This is a genomic window from Methylobacterium jeotgali, from assembly GCF_022179345.1.
Lineage (GTDB): Bacteria > Pseudomonadota > Alphaproteobacteria > Rhizobiales > Beijerinckiaceae > Methylobacterium > Methylobacterium jeotgali.
The window spans coordinates 35,490-50,730 of record NZ_BPQR01000039.1; the positions used below are offsets into that span (position 1 = coordinate 35,490).

Consider the following 15,241-nt stretch of genomic DNA (forward strand, 5'->3'; position numbering starts at 1 on the left):
ACTCGGAGCCGGCGGCGTGCGCGATACCTAAGCCGTCGACGCGATGAAGACAGGGGCCGAGGCGTGCGACGAATCCTGAACGCCATCGACCGGCGGCCCTGAGCGCATGACTGGATCGCACCGCGGCGGCGTCCTGCGTTTCGTTCTCGGCGACCAGCTCAACCGGCGGCTGGCGAGCCTGCGCGACATCGATCCGGAGCAGGACACCGTGCTCCTCGTCGAGGTCGAGGCCGAGGCGACCTATGTCCGCCACCACAAGCAGAAGATCGCCTTCCTGTTCTCGGCCATGCGCCACTTCGCGGCCGAGCTCGAGGCGGAAGGCATCGCGGTCGACTATGTGCGCCTCGACGCGCCGGGCAACACCGGCAGCTTCACCGGCGAGCTGGCACGGGCCGTCGCGCGCCATCGCCCGGAGCGGATCGTCACCGTCGAGCCCGGCGAGTGGCGCGTCCTCGAGATGATGCAGGCTTGGCGCGATGACCTGCCCGTCCCCGTGGAGATCCGCGAGGACGACCGCTTCCTCTGCCCGCGCCGTTCCTTCGAGGCCTGGGCGGAGGGCAAGGCGTCGCTGCGCATGGAGACGTTCTATCGGGCCATGCGCCGCCGCACAGGCCTCCTGATGGAGGAGGGCGAGCCGGTCGGAGGCCAGTGGAACTTCGACCGCGACAACCGCAAGCCCCTGCCGCGGGAGCTGGTGCCGCCCCGCCGCGCGGGTTTCCCGCCGGACGCGATCACGCGCGAGGTCATCGCCCTCGTGGCGGAGCGCTTCCCCGATCATTTCGGCAACCTCGACGCCTTTGCCTGGCCGGTGACGCGGGCCCAGGCGCTCGAAGCCTTCGCGGCCTTCCTGGAGGAGGGCCTGCCCCTCTTCGGCGACTACCAGGACGCGATGCGCACCGGCGCGCCCTTCCTCTATCACGCGCTGATCGCGCCGGCGCTCAACGCCGGGCTGCTGACGCCGGGGGAGGTCTGCGAGGCCGCCGAGCGCGTCTGGCGGGAGGGCGGGGCGCCGCTCAACTGCGTCGAGGGCTTCATCCGCCAGATTCTCGGCTGGCGGGAATACGTGCGCGGCGTCTACTGGGCGCGGATGCCGGACTATGCCGGCACCAACGCGCTCGACGCCAGGCGCGACCTGCCCTGGTTCTACTGGTCCGGGGAGACGCGCCTGAACTGCATCGCCCAGGTGGTGCGGGACACGCGCGAGCACGCCTACGCCCACCATATCCAGCGCCTGATGGTGACGGGCAACTTCGCCCTGATCGCCGGGCTCGACCCGGCCCAGGTCGAGGAATGGTATCTCATCGTCTTCGCCGACGCCTACGAATGGGTCGAGCTGCCGAACGTCCACGGCATGGTGCTGTTCGCCGATGGCGGCGTGCTCGGCTCGAAGCCCTACGCGGCGTCGGGCGCCTACATCGACCGCATGTCGGACTATTGCGGCCGGTGCAGCTACGAGGTGTCGAGGAAGGAGGGCGAGCGGGCCTGCCCGTTCAACTACCTCTACTGGAACTTCCTCATCGAGAACGAGGCGCGGCTCTCCGGCAACCCGCGCCTCGCGATGCCCTACCGGACCCTCGCCCGCATGAGCGAGGCGCGCCGCAGCCACATCGCGGCGGACGCCGCGCGCTTTCTCGGCTCGCTCTCGGCCGAGCCCGTGCCTCAGAGCGGCGTCCAGGCGGAGATGCCGATATAGGGAGCGTAGCGCACGCCGCTCGATTCCTTCTGGACGCCGGCGGAGAGGCGGAAGCTGTAGCCGGCCACCGCGAAATCCGTGGCGTGGAGGCCGGCGGCCCATTTCCGGTAGCCGGTGCGGTCGGCGTAGAGGCTCGCCTCGGGCCCGAGATAGGCGCTCCACAGGCGATATCCCCAGCTCGCGCGGACCCAGGCGTCAGTGCGCGCGGTGCCGAGGATCGCCGTACCCGTCACAAGGGTCTCGTCGGTCGGCCGCGCCCAGACCTCGCCGTGGAAGCGGACGCCGACGCGGACCGGCAGGGCGGCGACGGCCCGCCCGTCGCTCAGCGCCTCGAAGGCGGCCTCGGGGCCGAGGAAGGCCCCAACAACGCCCCAATCCTGAAACCACTGGTACCCGACGAGAGCGGAGCCGTGGGCGGTGTAGCGGGAGAGATCGGAGGATCCGGCGAAGGCGGCGCAGGCGCAGGGGCGCTCGGTGCGGCGGCCCGCGCCGACGCTGACGAGGGCGGCGAAGCCGGGCCGGTCGAGGCTCTCGAGGGCGATCTTGGCACCCGCCGAGAGGAAGGTCGCCGCCCCGGCATCGAGGCTGCCGAAGACGAGGGTATCGAGGGAGGCGTCGCCGGCCCGGGCGCCGGAGGCCGCGGAGGATAGGAGCAGGGTCGCGACGAGGCGCGCCGATCTTCGCCGGGCCGGGGCGAGTGATGGGTTCCGAGCCTGCAAAGGGGGTAGGTCCGATGGAAGGGACAGGTTCGCGACTTCAAGTTGTTTTGCCAAGTTGCGGCCGAACTCTGTCCACCACTCAAATCGTCGTCCGGTTCGATTACAGACCAGATCATCTCATCGACTGAAAATAACTTCAGGTTATCAAATGCTGCAAAAGGCATCCTCAGCGATACGATCTCGGCTTCTCTTCCTGCCGTCGCGGCAGGCCGCCCGGAGCCGGGCCGCTGCCATGCGCCCGCGCTTGGCGGGGCCGGTGAACTCGGCTAGAGCCCCGGCCGGGACAGAAGCCAACGGCCAAGCCTCCTTGACATCCGGCGCACGCACCTCCGACGTCCTGACCGTGCTCGCGAGCCAGGAAGGCGATCGGCTGACGGTCGGCGACATCGTGGCCGTCCTCAAGGACCGCGCCTTCGCGCTGCTCGTCGTCATCCTCGGCCTGCCGAACTGCCTCCCGATGCCACCGCCGATCCCGCTGATCTGCGGGCTGCTGCTGCTGCTCGTCGCCGTGCAGCTCATCGCGGGCATGTCCTCGCCCTGGCTGCCGAAGGCGCTCCTGCGCCGCTCTGTCGCCCGGCGGGACGTGGAGCGGGCGGCGAACCGCGCCGTGCCGCTGCTGCGTCGCCTGGAGCGCTGGTCGCGGCCGCGGCTGGCCGTGTTCGACAGCGCCCTCGGCATGCGCGGGATCGGCGTGATCCTGCTGACGCTCTCGGCCGCCCTCGTCGTCGCCGCGCCGATCGTCGGGCAGATCCCCCTCGGGATCGCGGTCTGCCTCGTCGGCCTCGGCCTGGTGGAGCGGGACGGGATCGTGGTTCTGGCCGGTCTCGCCGTCGGCGCCTTCGGCGTCGCGGTGAATGCCGGCTTCGTCTACGCCGTCGTCTCCGGCCTCATGAGCCTGTTCGCGCTCTGAGGCTCACGCCTCGAGGTGCCGGCGCCGGATCAGCCGGTGGGCGAGCCCGCCCCGGGGCCCGATCAGCAGCGACAGGACGTAGAGGCCGCCGGCCGCGAGCACGATCGCCGGGCCGGCCGGCAGGTCGAGATGGTAGGCGAGGGCGAGCCCGCTCAGGCTCGCGACGACCGCGGCGAGGATCGAGGCGGGGATCAGCCCCGTGAGGTCGCTCGCCCAGAAGCGGGCGGTGACCGCCGGCAGCAGCATCAGCCCGACGGCGAGCAGCGTGCCGAGCGCCTGGAAGCCGCCGACGAGATTCATCACCACAAGCCCGAGGAAGGCGAAGTGGACCGGCCCGCCGGCCCGGCTGACGGTGCGCAGGAACAGCGGGTCGACGCACTCCATCACCAGCGGCCGGAAGATCGCCGCCATCACCACGAGCGTCACCGTCGCGATGCCGCCGAGCAGGACGAGGGCGCCGTCGTCGAGGGCGAGCACGTTGCCGAACAGGATGTGCAGCAGGTCGAGCTGCGAACCGCGCAGCGAGATCAGCAGGACGCCGCCGGCGAGCGCGATCAGGTAGAAGGCCGCGAGGCTCGCATCCTCCCGCACCATGGTCGTGCGGGTCACGGCCGCCGCCAGCAGCGCCACGACGAGCCCGGCCGCGAGCCCGCCGAACGTCATCGCCGGCAGCGACAGCCCGGCTACGATGAACCCCGTCGCGACGCCGGGCAGGATCGCGTGGCTCATGGCCTCGCTCATCAGGCTCATGCGCCGGAGCATCAGGAAGACGCCGACCGGGGGCGCCGACACCGACAGCACCAGGCAGCCCACGAGGGCGCGGCGCATGAACCCGAACTCGAGGAAGGGCGCGAGAAGGCTCTCGCTCATCCGGCCTTCCTCGCGGGCGCGTGGTCGTGGTGATGGTGCCCGTGGCCGGCATGGATCCGATCGTCGTGGCGGTGGGCCTCAGCGCCTTGTGCCTCAGCGCCTTGGGCCTCGGTGTCTTGGGCGTCGTCATGCGCGTGGCCGTGGCCGTCGTCGCGTCCGCAGACGGCGGCGGTCTCGTCCCAGGCCTCGGAGAGGCGCCCGGCGCGGGAGAGGTTGGCGGGGGTCAGCACCGCGGCGGTCGCACCCCAGGCCACGGCCTCGCGGGCGAGCAGCAGCGTGCGAGGGAAGTGGGCGCGCACCTGCGCCATGTCGTGGAGGGCGGCGAGCACCGTGCGCCCCTCTCCGTGCCAGCGCAGGATCAGCCGGATCAGGTCGTCGGTGGTGCGGGCGTCGATCCCCCGGAACGGCTCGTCGAGGAGGATGACCGCGGCGTCCTGCACGATCAGCCGCGCGAACAGGGCCCGCTGGAACTGGCCACCGGAGAGCGTGCCGATCAGCCGGCCCTCGAAGCCGCCGAGCCCTACCGTCTCGATCGCCGCGGCGAGCGCGGCGCGGCGGCTGCCCTGGCTGCGCCAGGGCCCGGTCCGGCTCCACAGGCCCATGGCCACAAGGTCGAGGACGCTCAAGGGGAAGGTGCGGTCGATCTCGTCGGCCTGCGGCAGGTAGGCGAGCGCGCCGTCGCCGCGGCCGATCGCGCCTTCGAGGCACGGCACGTCGCCGACGATGGCCTTGAGCAGGGTCGACTTGCCGGCGCCGTTGGGGCCGACGATCGCGAGGAGCTCGCCCCGGTCCACCGTGCCGTCGAGGTGGTGAACGGCCGGGTGCCGGTCGTAGCCGAGAGTCAGATGGCGGAAGGCGAGGGCCGCGCTCACGGCCGCGTCGCCCACAGGATCGCGAGCCAGATCGCGCCCGAGAGGAGGAGCGCGGCGCCGAGGCGCGGCCCGAGCCCCGAGCGCAGCAGCGACGTCCGGGTCGTGCGGTCGGTGCGTGTCACGGGGCGGCGGGTCCGGAGAAAGGGGCTGTCGGCGGAGCGTAGCGCCTGATACACTGTAACATCGTTACCCAGCAATGGCGTCGGCGGAGAGCGGGATGGACGAGCGGGGATCGGCCGAGGCCGGCTCGGAGTGCCGGGGCCACGATCACCATCACCACGGGCACGACGCCGAGGAGATGATGGCGCGGGCCGAGCGCCTGTGCGGGGAGCGCGGCCTCCAGTTCACGCATCTGCGCCGCGAGGTCCTGCGCGCGGTCGCGGCCGACGGGCGGCCGCTCGGCGCCTACGACATCGCCGAGCGCATCAGCGCCCCCGGCCGGCGGGTGGCGCCCGTATCGGTCTACCGCGCCCTCGACTTCCTGACGGAGAACGGCCTCGTCCACCGCATCGCCACCCGCAACGCCTTCGTGCCCTGCGTCCACGATCATGGCGACGGGGCCGGCCTCGTGTTCATGATCTGCCGGAACTGCGGCAGCATCGACGAGACGACCTCGCCGGAGATCGAGCGGCAGATCGACCGGACGCTCGCCCTCTCGGGCTTCAAGGCGCGGAGCCGGATCCTCGAGGTCGAGGGCGAGTGCGGCGCCTGCACCGCCCGCGCGGCCTCCTGAGCGGGCTCTCAGAACGCGTTGCGATAGGCCTTGGGCGAGAAGGTGCGGATCATGATCTGGATGTCGAACCAGATCGACCAGTTGTCGATGTAGTGCAGGTCGTGGCTGACGCGTCGCTCCATGTCGAGGTCGGTGAGCGTCTCGCCGCGCAGGCCGTTCACCTGCGCCCAGCCGGTGATGCCGGGACGGACGTTGTGGCGGCGGGCGTACTGGGCGATGCGCCGCTCGAAGCTGATGTCGTGGGCCAGCGCGTGCGGGCGCGGGCCGACGAGGCTCATGTCGCCGAGGATCACGTTGATGAGTTGGGGCAGCTCGTCGAGGTTCGTCCGGCGCAGGAAGGCGCCGACGCGGGTGATGCGGCTGTCGTTGCGCGTCGCCTGCACGAACTTGGCGTTCTTCTCGGTGCGCATGCTGCGGAACTTGAAGACGCCGAAGGGCTCCTGGTTGAAGCCGTAGCGCCGCTGCCGGAAGAACACCGGGCCGGGGCTGTCGAGCTTGATCGCCAGGGCCACGAGCGCCATCAGCGGGGAGATCGCGAGGAGGCCGAGGCTGGCGACGCAGATGTCGAAGGCGCGCTTGACCAGGATCTCCCCGATGCTGAGCGGGCGCCGCCCGATGTTGATGCCCGACAGCCGGCCGACGCGGGCCACCTGCATGTCGGGGAAGCGGTCGAGCACGCCCCCGGGCCGCAGGTGGATCGCGGCGGGTGTGCGCAGGAAGGTGTCCACGCAGCGGTCGACCTCGGCGGCATCGCCCCACGGCACCAGGATGAACACGTCGTCCGGGCGCAGGAAGCGAACGACCGAGACGGCGAGGTCCAGGTCCTCGTCGAGCTGGGCGCGCCGCGTGTTCGCGTCGGCGTCGCGCTCGACCCGGCGCAGGTAGCTCGTCCCAACCACGCGCAGGCCCAGCGCCTCGGCATCGTGGCTCTCGTAGAAGCGGGCGATGTCCTCCTCGTAGCCGACGAGGTGCACGCGGCTCACGGAGGCCGCCTCCGGGGTGATCGTCCGGCGCACCAGGGCGAGCATCGCCGCCCGCAGGCCGATCATGGCCGGGAGCCCGGCCACGAACAGGCCGAGCACGACGACGCGGGAGAAATCGTTGGTGGTCTTGGTGGCGAAGCCGAGGACGAGCATCGCGCCCCAGGCCATCAGCCAGGTCGTGGCGGCCCGGCGCAGGTGCGGCTTGCGGGAGAGGGCGTTCTCGATCCCGTACTCCTCGCGAAGGGCGTTGGCGAGGACCACGATCAGCGTCAGCGTGCCGGCCAGCGCCAGAGCCCGGCTCTCGGCGGACGGGATCAGGCCGCCCTCCGTCAGCGCGTAGTAGCCGAGCTCCAGGCCGATCCCGAGGCCGCAGATGGTGAGCGCGTCGGCCACCGCCAGCGTCGCCGAGATGGCGATCCGGAACGCGGCACGTCCCCGCCGGGGCATCAGAGCGGACCAGACCTCGCGGCGACGGCTGAGCGGGCCGGCGAGCCTCTGGTAGTTCTGAGGAGGAACCTGGTGGAACATCTTGCGATGTCTCGTCCCGTGATGAGCCAAGCCTGTCTCAGATCGGCACGAGTATTTGCCGGGCTTCGACCTGCACGCCTCGATCAGCAACAGAGATGCCTATTGCTCCCTCGCCGCTTTCGCATTTCTTTCGCTTCGGCCCACCGGGCGCCTGCGTGCCGCCGACATTGGCAATGTCGTTACCGTTCCTTTGCCGAGGGTGAGGAACCACGAGTCGCGGTCCGTCCGCCGACGCTCCGCAAATGCGGCTTTCAACGCAAAGTAGAAAGTACCGAGACGAAAGATGCTGCAAAACCGCTCTCGCAAAGTTGATTTTTGTTGTTCGAGAGTGCCAACGTAGAAGGCCATTCGCGCCAAGGGATCATCGAGGCACACGGTCGCCGCCGCTGCTTCGATCACGACGATCGGACATTCAGGTTGTACCGGGTATACCAGCGCCAAGATTCGGCCCAGGCTCATCCGATCTTCCGGAAACGTTGTCCGATCGCGCTCAAGAGTGAGGATGGGGAACGGAAAAATTCGCCGAAAGTCGGTGCTCACGATCTCGTGATCAACGAAATTAGCATATTGTTAAGTTCGTTCACGAACGTGATGGATCGATTCAGACAGCTTATGGCGCCCCATCAGGGACATGATGACACGCCGGGCCTAATGCCCGTGGCGGAGGACAGGCCCGGACGATGATGCCCAAGCAAACGACAGATGTAGACCGGCTGGTGGGGTTGCGGATCACGGCGCTCCGCAAGGCCAGGGGGTTGAGCCAGACCGCGCTGGGAACGGCGGTCGGCGTGACCTTCCAGCAGGTCCAGAAGTACGAGAAGGGCCAGAACCGCGTCGGTGCCGGCCGTCTGCGCGAGATCGCCCGGCTGCTCGAGGTGCCGGTCTCGGCCTTCTTCGAGGAGGGCGATGCCGCCGCGCCGAAGGAGGACGTGTTCGGCTTCCTGAACGCTCAGGGCGCCATCGAGCTCCTGCGCGCCTTCTCGCAGATCGGCGACGAGCAGACCCGCCGCGACGTGCTCTCGATCGTGCGGACCGCGGCGAAGCTCAGCCACTCCACGCCGCAGCCGGACCAGGCCGCCAACGACGCCGAGTGAGTCGGCCTCACGCCGCCCGCGCGGCGATGAGGTGGAAGAAGCTGCCCGTGACGCGTCCGACGCGATGGCCGGCGCGGCGTCCGAGAGCGGCGCCCTCCGCGTCCGTCACCTGTGCGAGGGCGACGTCCTCGGCAGGCGGAGGCGAGGTCTCGCTGGCGTAGTGGAACTCGTGCCCCACGAGGCGCGCGCCCGCTCGCCCGAGCACGCAGTCTGCGGCGAGCGTCGCCACCCGATAGCCGAGGTGCAGACGGCGCGACCGGTAGGAGGTCGCGACAGGGAGCAGGCCGGCCATGGCGTGGCCGACGCCCTCGGCATCCTCCAGGCTCTCGCCGAGCACCATGTAGCCGCCGCACTCGCCGTGCAGCGGCCGCGTTCGCGCGAAGCGGCGCAGGCCGTCGAGGAATCGCCCGGCCGCCGCGAGCCGGCCCGCATGCAACTCCGGGTAGCCGCCGGGGAGCCAGCAGGCGTCGCAATCCTCAGCGGGCGCCTCGTCGGCCAGCGGCGAGAAGGGTACGAGCTCGGCGCCGGCCTCCCGCCAGCCCGCCGCCATATGCGGATAGAGGAACGAGAAGGCCGCATCGGAGGCCACGGCGACCCGCTGTCCCGGTGGGGAAGGCAGACCGCCGGGGGCGGCGTCCGGCACGCCGCCGCCCGCGCAGGCGAGGATGGCGTCGAGATCGAGACCCGCCTCGGCGAGGTCGCCGAGACGGTCGAGGCGCTCCTCGAGCCCCGAGGTCTCGCGGGCCTGGACGAGGCCGAGATGCCGCTCCGGCAGGATGAGGCCGGCATCCCGCATGATCGCCCCGAGGATCGGGATCCCGACCCGGCGCAGCCCGTCCTCGACGAGGCGGCGATGGCGCGCGCTCGCAACCTTGTTGAGGACGACGCCGGCGAGCCGCACCCGCGGATCGTAGGCCCGGCAGCCGAGGGCGACCGCGGCCGCCGACTGCGCCGCGCCCGAGACGTCGAGCACCAGCACCACCGGCCAGCCGTAGCGGGCGGCGATGTCGGCATTCGCCCCCGTGCGCCCGGCGCCCGCGACGATGCCGTCGTGGAGGCCCATGGAACCCTCGGCGACGACGATCCCGGCATCCCGCGCCGCCAAGGCCGCCGTCGCGTCGAGGAGCGCATCGTTCATGGCGAAGGAATCGAGGTTGACGCTCGGATGCCCGGTCGCCGCCTCGTGGAAGGCGGGGTCGATGTAGTCCGGCCCGCATTTGGCGCCACGCACCGCGACGCCCCGGCGGCGCAGGGCCCGCATCAGGGCGAGCGTCACGGTCGTCTTGCCGGAGCTCGAACGCGGCGCGGCGACGAGGATGCCACGGCCGCTCACCGTCCGCCTCCGGTCGGGCGGAAGCGGCGGTCGTAGCCGGCGGAGTAGAGGGCGCTCTCGGCGGCGCCGGTATCGCCGAGCGCCGGCCCGACCAGGATGAGGGCGGTGCGCTCCAGGCCCGCCTCGGCGACCCGGCCGGCGATGTCGGAAAGCGTGCCTTCGATCACCCGCTCGTCGGGCCAGGTCGCGCGGAACACCACCGCCGCGGGACAGCCGGCGCCGTAGAAGGGCGTCAGCTCGGCGGCGACGGTCTCGATCACGTGGATCGAGAGATGGATCGCGAGCGTCGCGCCGCTCTGCGCGAAGGTCGCGAGGCGCTCGCGCTCCGGCATGGCGCTGGCCCGGCCGGAGGTGCGCGTCAGGACGACGGATTGCGCGAGCCCGGGCACCGTCAGCTCCCGCCGGAGGGTCGCGGCGGCGGCGGCGAAGGAGGGCACCCCCGGCGTCACCGTATAGGGAATGCCGAGGCGGTCGAGCCGGCGGGTCTGCTCGGCGAGCGCGCTCCAGATCGAGAGATCGCCGGAATGGAGGCGGGCGACATCCTGGCCGGCCGCGTGGGCGTCCCGCATCAGCGCGAGGATGGCGTCGAGGTCGAGGGGGGCGGTGTCGACGATCCGCGCGCCCTCCGGGCACCAGCCGAGGATCTCCGGCGCCACGAGGGAGCCGGCATGCAGGCAGACCGGGCAGGCGGCGATCAGGTCGCGGCCGCGCACGGTGACGAGATCGGCCGCGCCCGGCCCGGCGCCGATGAAATGGACGGTCATGGGGCCTCCCCGCTCCACGGCGCGGCGAGCGCGCAGGTGGCGCCGGCACTGGCGATCCGGGGCAGCACGATCCGGCCACCGGGTCCGCAGGTTGCCAGCGCCGCGGCCTCCGCGAGGGAGCCGACGCCCCGCGTCGCCTCCATGCGGGGCGAGCGCGTCGGCACGCGCGCGTCGGCTTCCCGGAGCGCGGCATCGGGCACGGCGCTCAGGGGCAGGCCGAGGGCGGCAGCGGCAGTGACGACAGGCGCTTCTCCGGCCCGGTCCTCGGCGGTCGCGAGGGCGCCGAGCCGCGCCGCATCGAGCCCGGCCTGCGCCTGAGCCTCGCGCACCAACGCGACGATCTCCTGCGCCCCCGTGCCCTTCCGGAAGCCGATGCCGGCGACGACGACCGCGCTCACGGCTTCCTCCACGCCCACTGGATCACCGGCATCCCCGGACGCCAGGCGTGGAGGCCGCCGACAGGCTCGGCCCGGTCGATCCCGATGCGCCGCAGGGTTCCGCCCCGGCTCGCGAAGGCCGCGAGCAGCGCGGCCTCGCCCTCCAGCGTCACCGCGTTGGCGACGAGCCGCCCCCCGGAGGGCAGCGCCTGCGCGACGGTATCGATCAGACCCGGCTCCGAGACGCCGCCGCCGATGAAGGCCGCGTCCGGCGCGGGCAGGCCGGCCAGGGCCTCGGGCGCGCGGCCTTCGATCACCGCGAGGTCCGGCACGCCGAGGGCGGCGGCGTTGCGCCGGATGCGCGCCGCCCGGTCCGCGCGCCGCTCGACCGCCGTCGCCGACAGGCTCGGATGGCGTAGCATCCACTCGATCGAGACGGAGCCGGCGCCGCCGCCGATGTCCCACAAATGCTCGCCGCGCCGGGGGGCCAGCGCCGCCAGCGTCACGGCGCGGATTTCCGCCTTGGTGAGTTGGCCGTCGTTCTCGAACCATCCGTCGGCGAGGCCCGGCGCCAGGGGGACGATCCGCGCATCCGGCGCGGCGACGACTTCGACGGCCAGCGTGTTGAGCGGGTCGACCCCTTCGAGAGCGAAACCGTCCGCCGTCCCCCCGCGGATGCGCTCGCGGGGGCCCCCCATGGCTTCGAGCACGGTCAGAGACGAGGCGCCGAGGCCGCGCTCCGCGAGCAGCGCCGCCACAGCCGCCGGCGTCCCGCCGTCCCAGGAGAGGGCGAGCAGACGGGCGCCGGGCTGGAGGTGCGGCACGATCCGCTCCAGCGCCCGGCCGTGGAGGGTGAGGCAAGCGGTCTCCGCCAGCGGCCAGCCGAGCCGTGCGCAGGCGAGGCTGAAGGCCGAGGGCTGCGGATAGGCGGCGATCTCGCAGGCCGGAACCAGCCGGGCGATCTCGGCGCCGATGCCGTAGTGGAACGGGTCTCCGGTAGCGAGGATGCAGACGGGGCGCCCGCGCAGCGCCAGGATGCCCAGATAGGCGTCGGCGATCGGGCTCGGCCAGGGGCGGCACTCGGCCGCCAACGGGGCGGCGAGGGCGAGATGCCGGCGCCCGCCGTAGACCACGGCGGCGCCCTCCAGCGCGGAGAGCGCGGCGGCCGAGAGCCCCTCGCGGCCGTCCTCGCCGATTCCGACGATGGACAACCATCGGGGCGCGCTCGACACGGCGGGGCGCTCAGGCGACACTTTCGCCATGCGCATTCTCATTCTCGGCGGCACGAGCGAGGCCAACGCCCTCGTCGACGCGCTGCCGGTGCGGCCGGACCTCGACGTGACGGTGTCGCTCGCCGGGCGTACGGCGGCGCCCCGCCTGCCGGCGCGGGACACGCGGATCGGCGGCTTCGGCGGCGTCGACGGCCTGTCGGAGTACCTGCGCCAGAGGCGGGTCGACCTCCTGGTCGACGCGGCCCATCCCTTCGCCGCCAACATCTCGGCGAACGCCGCCGCCGCGAGCGCCCGGACGGGCGTGCCGATTCTGGCGATCCGCCGACCGCCCTGGCCGCGTCTCTCCGGCGACGACTGGACCGAGGTCGACAGCATCGCCGACAGCGTCGCCGCCCTCGGGACGGCGCCGCGGCGCGTGTTCCTGACGGTCGGCCGCACGGATATCGCCGTCTTTGCCCGCGCGCCGCAGCACGACTACGTCGCCCGCACCATCGAGCCGGTCGGCGGCGCGCTGCCGGTGCCGCGCATCACGACGCTGCTCGCCCGCGGGCCGTTCGACGAGGAGAGCGAGGTCGAGGTGCTGCGCAGCCAGCGCATCGCGGTCGTCGTTACCAAGAACGCCGGCGGTCCGGCGACCTACGGCAAGGTCGCCGCCGCCCGCCGCCTCGGCATCCCGGTGGTGATCGTGCGCCAGCCCCATAAGCCGGCGGTGCCGCAGGTGGCTGATGCGAAAGCCGCGCTGGCGCGCATCCTGGCGCTCGCCGACGGACCTCGCGAGCAAGGTCACGCCGCCTCCGGCGCGGGCACGCTGCGGCGGGTGTAGACGATCGGCGCCAGCCCTTCACCCCGCGCGATCAGGCGGGTGCCCGAGGCACCGAGGACGACGACGGTCGCCATGTCGGCTGGCGCGTTCCGGGCCTCGCCGAGCGGCAGGACGCGGATCGCCTCGTCGGGCCGCGTCACTGCGCGGGCGAGCACCACCGGCGTGTCGGCCGGGCGGATGCGTAGCGCGAGATCGAAGGCGGCGCCGAGCTGCCAGGGCCGCGCCTTGGAGATCGGGTTGTAGAGCGCCACCACGAGGTCGGCGCGCAGCACCGCCTCCAACCGCGCCTCCACGACGGCCCAGGGCTTGAGGTTGTCGGACAGCGACAGGGCGCAGAAGTCGCCGCCGAGCGGCGCCCCGACGCGGGCGGCCGCCGCCAGCATCGCGGTGATTCCGGGCTCGACGGCCACGTCGAGGCCGCGCCAGGCCGGATCGCCGGCCTCGATGGCCTCGAACACCGCCGCCGCCATGGCGAAGACGCCGGGATCGCCCCCCGAGACCACGGCGACGCGCCGGCCCGAAGCGGCCAGCTCCAGGGCATGACGTGCGCGGTCGAGCTCGACCCGGTTGTCGCTGGCATGCCGGCGCTGGCCCGGCCGTTCGGGAACGCGGGCGACGTAGGGCTCGTAGCCGACGAGGTCCTGCGCCTCCTCCAGCGCCTGCGCGGCGGCGCCCGTCAGCAGGCGCGGGTCGCCGGGCCCGAGGCCCACGACGGTCAGGCGGCCCCGGCCGCTCACGGCCGGCGGCCCTCGCCCGGCACCAGCACCATGGAGAAATAGGGCGCCTCGTCGTCGGGCTTCTCGATGAGCGGCAGCACGCGCTCGCCCGCCATGGTGCCGCGCTCGACATAGACGGCGCGGGCGAGAAGCCCGGCTTGGCCGAGCGCCGCGCGCACCTTCGGCAGGTGGCGCCCGAGCTTCATCACCACGGCGGCGTCGGTGCCGCGCAGCCGCTCGGTCAGCACGGCGGCCGGGAGCGTGGCGGGCAGCACGGTCAGCACGTCGTCGCCCCAGGTGATCGGGGTGCCGGCCCGCGTCCAGCAGCCGGACATGCCGGTGACGCCGGGGACCACCTCGACGGGGAAGCGGTCCTTCAGCCGCCGCCAGAGATGCATGAAGGAGCCGTAGAAGAACGGGTCGCCCTCGGAGAGGATCGCCACGTCGCGGCCCGCGCCGAGATGGTCGGCGAGCCGCGCCGAGGCGTCGTCGTAGAAGCCAGCGAGCGCCGAGACGTATTCCGGGTGCTCCGGCGGCAGCTCGGTGGTGTATGGGTAGGCCAGCGCCAGCTCGCGGGCCGGATCGCGCACCAGCGCATCGGCGATGGTGCGGGCGTTGCCGCGCCGGCCCCTCTTGCAGAAATGGACGAGCACCGGCGCCCGCTCCAGCACGCGCACCGCCCGCACGGTGAGGTAGTCCGGATCACCCGGGCCCATGCCGACGCCGTAGAGCGTGCCGGTCTTTGCCGCGACGGGCCTCTCGCCCAGGCCTTCGGCGCCGGCGAGGATGAGCGGCTCTACGGTCTCCATCACTCGACCTCGCTGGCCAGCGCGTTGACGGCCGCCGCGGCCATGGCGCTGCCGCCGCGCCGCCCGTGAACGACGACGAAGGGCACGCGGCCGTCGCGGGCGAGCGCCTCCTTCGATTCCGCGGCCCCGACGAAGCCGACCGGAATGCCGATCACCGCGGCCGGCGCGCCGACGCCCTCGTCGAGCATCTCGAGAAGGCGGAAGAGCGCGGTGGGCGCGTTGCCCACGGCCACGATGCTGCCGGGCAGGTGCTCGCGCCACAGCTCCATGGCGGCGGCGGAGCGGGTCGTGCCCATCTCGGCGGCGAGGCCCGGCACCCGCAGGTCGCCGAGGGTGCAGACGACCGGATTCGCGGCCGGCAGCCGGGCGCGGGTGACGCCGTCGGCGACCATGCGCACGTCGCAGAGGATCGGGGCGCCGGCCTTCAGCGCCGCCTCGCCGCGCTCGGCGAAGTCGTCGGACATCTCCACGTCGGCGGGCAGGTCGGTCATGCCGCAGGCGTGGATCATGCGCACCACCGTGCGCTCGGCCGTGCCGTGGAAGCGGGCGAGGTCGGATTCGGCGCGGATCATGGCGAAGGAGCGGGCGTAGATGGCCTGGCCGTCGCGCAGATAGTCGAGGCGCGAACTCATGTCGGAACCTTGAAAACGTCGGCGAGGGGCTCGGCCGGAGCCGCCCTCCTTACGCGCTCCAGCGCCGCCTCGAAAGACAGATGCGCGCGGGGCGATGCGGAGGCGGGACCGCCCAGGACGATACCGTAGCCGCCGGCCTCGCCGACCAGCGTG

18 protein-coding genes are annotated in these 15,241 nt (G+C 72.5%); 5 read left to right on the forward strand and 13 right to left on the reverse strand.

Annotated features, from left to right (window positions below; all coding sequences use genetic code 11):
• Positions 1 to 106: 106 nt before the first annotated feature.
• A complete protein-coding gene (locus MFF04_RS11900) occupies positions 107 to 1,693 on the forward strand; it encodes a cryptochrome/photolyase family protein (protein WP_238276028.1) in 1,587 nt (528 codons plus the stop codon).
• Here the strand turns inward: MFF04_RS11900 and bcsS are convergent.
• Positions 1,660 to 2,412 (reverse strand): cellulose biosynthesis protein BcsS, encoded by a 753-nt coding sequence (gene bcsS / locus MFF04_RS11905; RefSeq protein ID WP_238276030.1) that lies wholly within the window; start codon positions 2,410 to 2,412, stop codon positions 1,660 to 1,662. The genes MFF04_RS11900 and bcsS overlap by 34 nt on opposite strands.
• Positions 2,413 to 2,719: 307 nt before the next feature.
• On the opposite strand from bcsS, the gene MFF04_RS11910 reads away from it, so the two are divergent.
• Positions 2,720 to 3,322, forward strand: coding sequence for an exopolysaccharide biosynthesis protein (locus MFF04_RS11910; protein WP_283206366.1), 603 nt, complete (start codon positions 2,720 to 2,722; stop codon positions 3,320 to 3,322).
• Between the two features lie 3 nt (positions 3,323 to 3,325).
• Here the strand turns inward: MFF04_RS11910 and MFF04_RS11915 are convergent, their stop codons facing one another.
• Genes MFF04_RS11915 through MFF04_RS21940 form a run of 3 tightly spaced genes read right to left on the reverse strand, consistent with a single transcriptional unit; the run spans position 3,326 to position 5,186 of the window.
• Positions 3,326 to 4,192, reverse strand: coding sequence for a metal ABC transporter permease (locus MFF04_RS11915; RefSeq protein WP_238276033.1), 867 nt, complete (start codon positions 4,190 to 4,192; stop codon positions 3,326 to 3,328).
• A complete protein-coding gene (locus tag MFF04_RS11920; protein WP_238276034.1) occupies positions 4,189 to 5,064 on the reverse strand; it encodes a metal ABC transporter ATP-binding protein in 876 nt (291 codons plus the stop codon). Before MFF04_RS11920 ends, MFF04_RS11915 begins: the two co-directional genes overlap by 4 nt.
• The gene (locus MFF04_RS21940; RefSeq protein ID WP_283206367.1) at positions 5,061 to 5,186 is read right to left on the reverse strand and encodes a hypothetical protein; all 126 of its coding nucleotides are present in this window, start codon (positions 5,184 to 5,186) and stop codon (positions 5,061 to 5,063) included. The genes MFF04_RS11920 and MFF04_RS21940 overlap by 4 nt, the downstream gene beginning before the upstream one ends.
• Before the next feature lie 95 nt (positions 5,187 to 5,281).
• On the opposite strand from MFF04_RS21940, the gene MFF04_RS11925 reads away from it, so the two are divergent.
• Entirely contained in the window at positions 5,282 to 5,797 is a 516-nt protein-coding gene (locus tag MFF04_RS11925; protein ID WP_373320027.1) for a Fur family transcriptional regulator, read from the forward strand.
• Between the two features lie 8 nt (positions 5,798 to 5,805).
• Here MFF04_RS11925 and MFF04_RS11930 read toward each other — a convergent pair whose 3' ends face one another.
• Both MFF04_RS11930 and MFF04_RS11935 read right to left on the reverse strand, forming a co-directional pair.
• Positions 5,806 to 7,308: an undecaprenyl-phosphate glucose phosphotransferase gene (locus tag MFF04_RS11930; protein WP_238276035.1), complete on the reverse strand. Its 1,503-nt coding sequence runs from the start codon at positions 7,306 to 7,308 to the stop codon at positions 5,806 to 5,808.
• A 99-nt stretch (positions 7,309 to 7,407) separates the two neighbouring features.
• The gene (locus MFF04_RS11935) at positions 7,408 to 7,848 is read right to left on the reverse strand and encodes a hypothetical protein (RefSeq protein ID WP_238276036.1); all 441 of its coding nucleotides are present in this window, start codon (positions 7,846 to 7,848) and stop codon (positions 7,408 to 7,410) included.
• A 140-nt stretch (positions 7,849 to 7,988) separates the two neighbouring features.
• Here MFF04_RS11935 and MFF04_RS11940 point away from each other — a divergent pair, with 140 nt between their 5' ends.
• A complete protein-coding gene (locus MFF04_RS11940) occupies positions 7,989 to 8,402 on the forward strand; it encodes a helix-turn-helix domain-containing protein (RefSeq protein WP_238276037.1) in 414 nt (137 codons plus the stop codon).
• 7 nt (positions 8,403 to 8,409) lie between these two features.
• Here the strand turns inward: MFF04_RS11940 and MFF04_RS11945 are convergent, their stop codons facing one another.
• Genes MFF04_RS11945 through cbiE form a run of 4 tightly spaced genes read right to left on the reverse strand, consistent with a single transcriptional unit; the run spans position 8,410 to position 12,138 of the window.
• On the reverse strand, positions 8,410 to 9,735 hold the full coding sequence (locus MFF04_RS11945; RefSeq protein ID WP_283206368.1) for a cobyrinic acid a,c-diamide synthase CobB: 1,326 nt from the start codon (positions 9,733 to 9,735) through the stop codon (positions 8,410 to 8,412).
• Positions 9,732 to 10,499 carry a precorrin-4 C(11)-methyltransferase gene (cobM, locus tag MFF04_RS11950; RefSeq protein WP_238276038.1) on the reverse strand — a complete coding sequence of 256 codons (768 nt, stop codon included), beginning with the start codon at positions 10,497 to 10,499 and terminating at the stop codon, positions 9,732 to 9,734. Before cobM ends, MFF04_RS11945 begins: the two co-directional genes overlap by 4 nt.
• Positions 10,496 to 10,897: a cobalamin biosynthesis protein gene (locus tag MFF04_RS11955; protein ID WP_238276039.1), complete on the reverse strand. Its 402-nt coding sequence runs from the start codon at positions 10,895 to 10,897 to the stop codon at positions 10,496 to 10,498. The genes cobM and MFF04_RS11955 overlap by 4 nt, the downstream gene beginning before the upstream one ends.
• On the reverse strand, positions 10,894 to 12,138 hold the full coding sequence (gene cbiE, locus MFF04_RS11960) for a precorrin-6y C5,15-methyltransferase (decarboxylating) subunit CbiE (protein ID WP_238276040.1): 1,245 nt from the start codon (positions 12,136 to 12,138) through the stop codon (positions 10,894 to 10,896). The genes MFF04_RS11955 and cbiE overlap by 4 nt, the downstream gene beginning before the upstream one ends.
• On the opposite strand from cbiE, the gene MFF04_RS11965 reads away from it, so the two are divergent.
• The gene (locus MFF04_RS11965) at positions 12,137 to 12,931 is read left to right on the forward strand and encodes a cobalt-precorrin-6A reductase (RefSeq protein ID WP_238276041.1); all 795 of its coding nucleotides are present in this window, start codon (positions 12,137 to 12,139) and stop codon (positions 12,929 to 12,931) included. The two genes, cbiE and MFF04_RS11965, sit on opposite strands and share 2 nt — an antisense overlap.
• On the opposite strand, the gene cobJ is transcribed toward MFF04_RS11965, so the two are convergent.
• The 3 genes from cobJ to MFF04_RS11980 are packed head-to-tail and all read right to left on the reverse strand — an operon-like array spanning position 12,892 to position 15,088.
• Positions 12,892 to 13,668 carry a precorrin-3B C(17)-methyltransferase gene (gene cobJ / locus MFF04_RS11970; RefSeq protein ID WP_238276042.1) on the reverse strand — a complete coding sequence of 259 codons (777 nt, stop codon included), beginning with the start codon at positions 13,666 to 13,668 and terminating at the stop codon, positions 12,892 to 12,894. The two genes, MFF04_RS11965 and cobJ, sit on opposite strands and share 40 nt — an antisense overlap.
• A complete protein-coding gene (locus MFF04_RS11975) occupies positions 13,665 to 14,456 on the reverse strand; it encodes a precorrin-2 C(20)-methyltransferase (RefSeq protein WP_238276044.1) in 792 nt (263 codons plus the stop codon). Before MFF04_RS11975 ends, cobJ begins: the two co-directional genes overlap by 4 nt.
• Positions 14,456 to 15,088: a precorrin-8X methylmutase gene (locus MFF04_RS11980; protein WP_238276046.1), complete on the reverse strand. Its 633-nt coding sequence runs from the start codon at positions 15,086 to 15,088 to the stop codon at positions 14,456 to 14,458. Before MFF04_RS11980 ends, MFF04_RS11975 begins: the two co-directional genes overlap by 1 nt.
• Between the last annotated feature and the right edge of the window lie 153 nt (positions 15,089 to 15,241).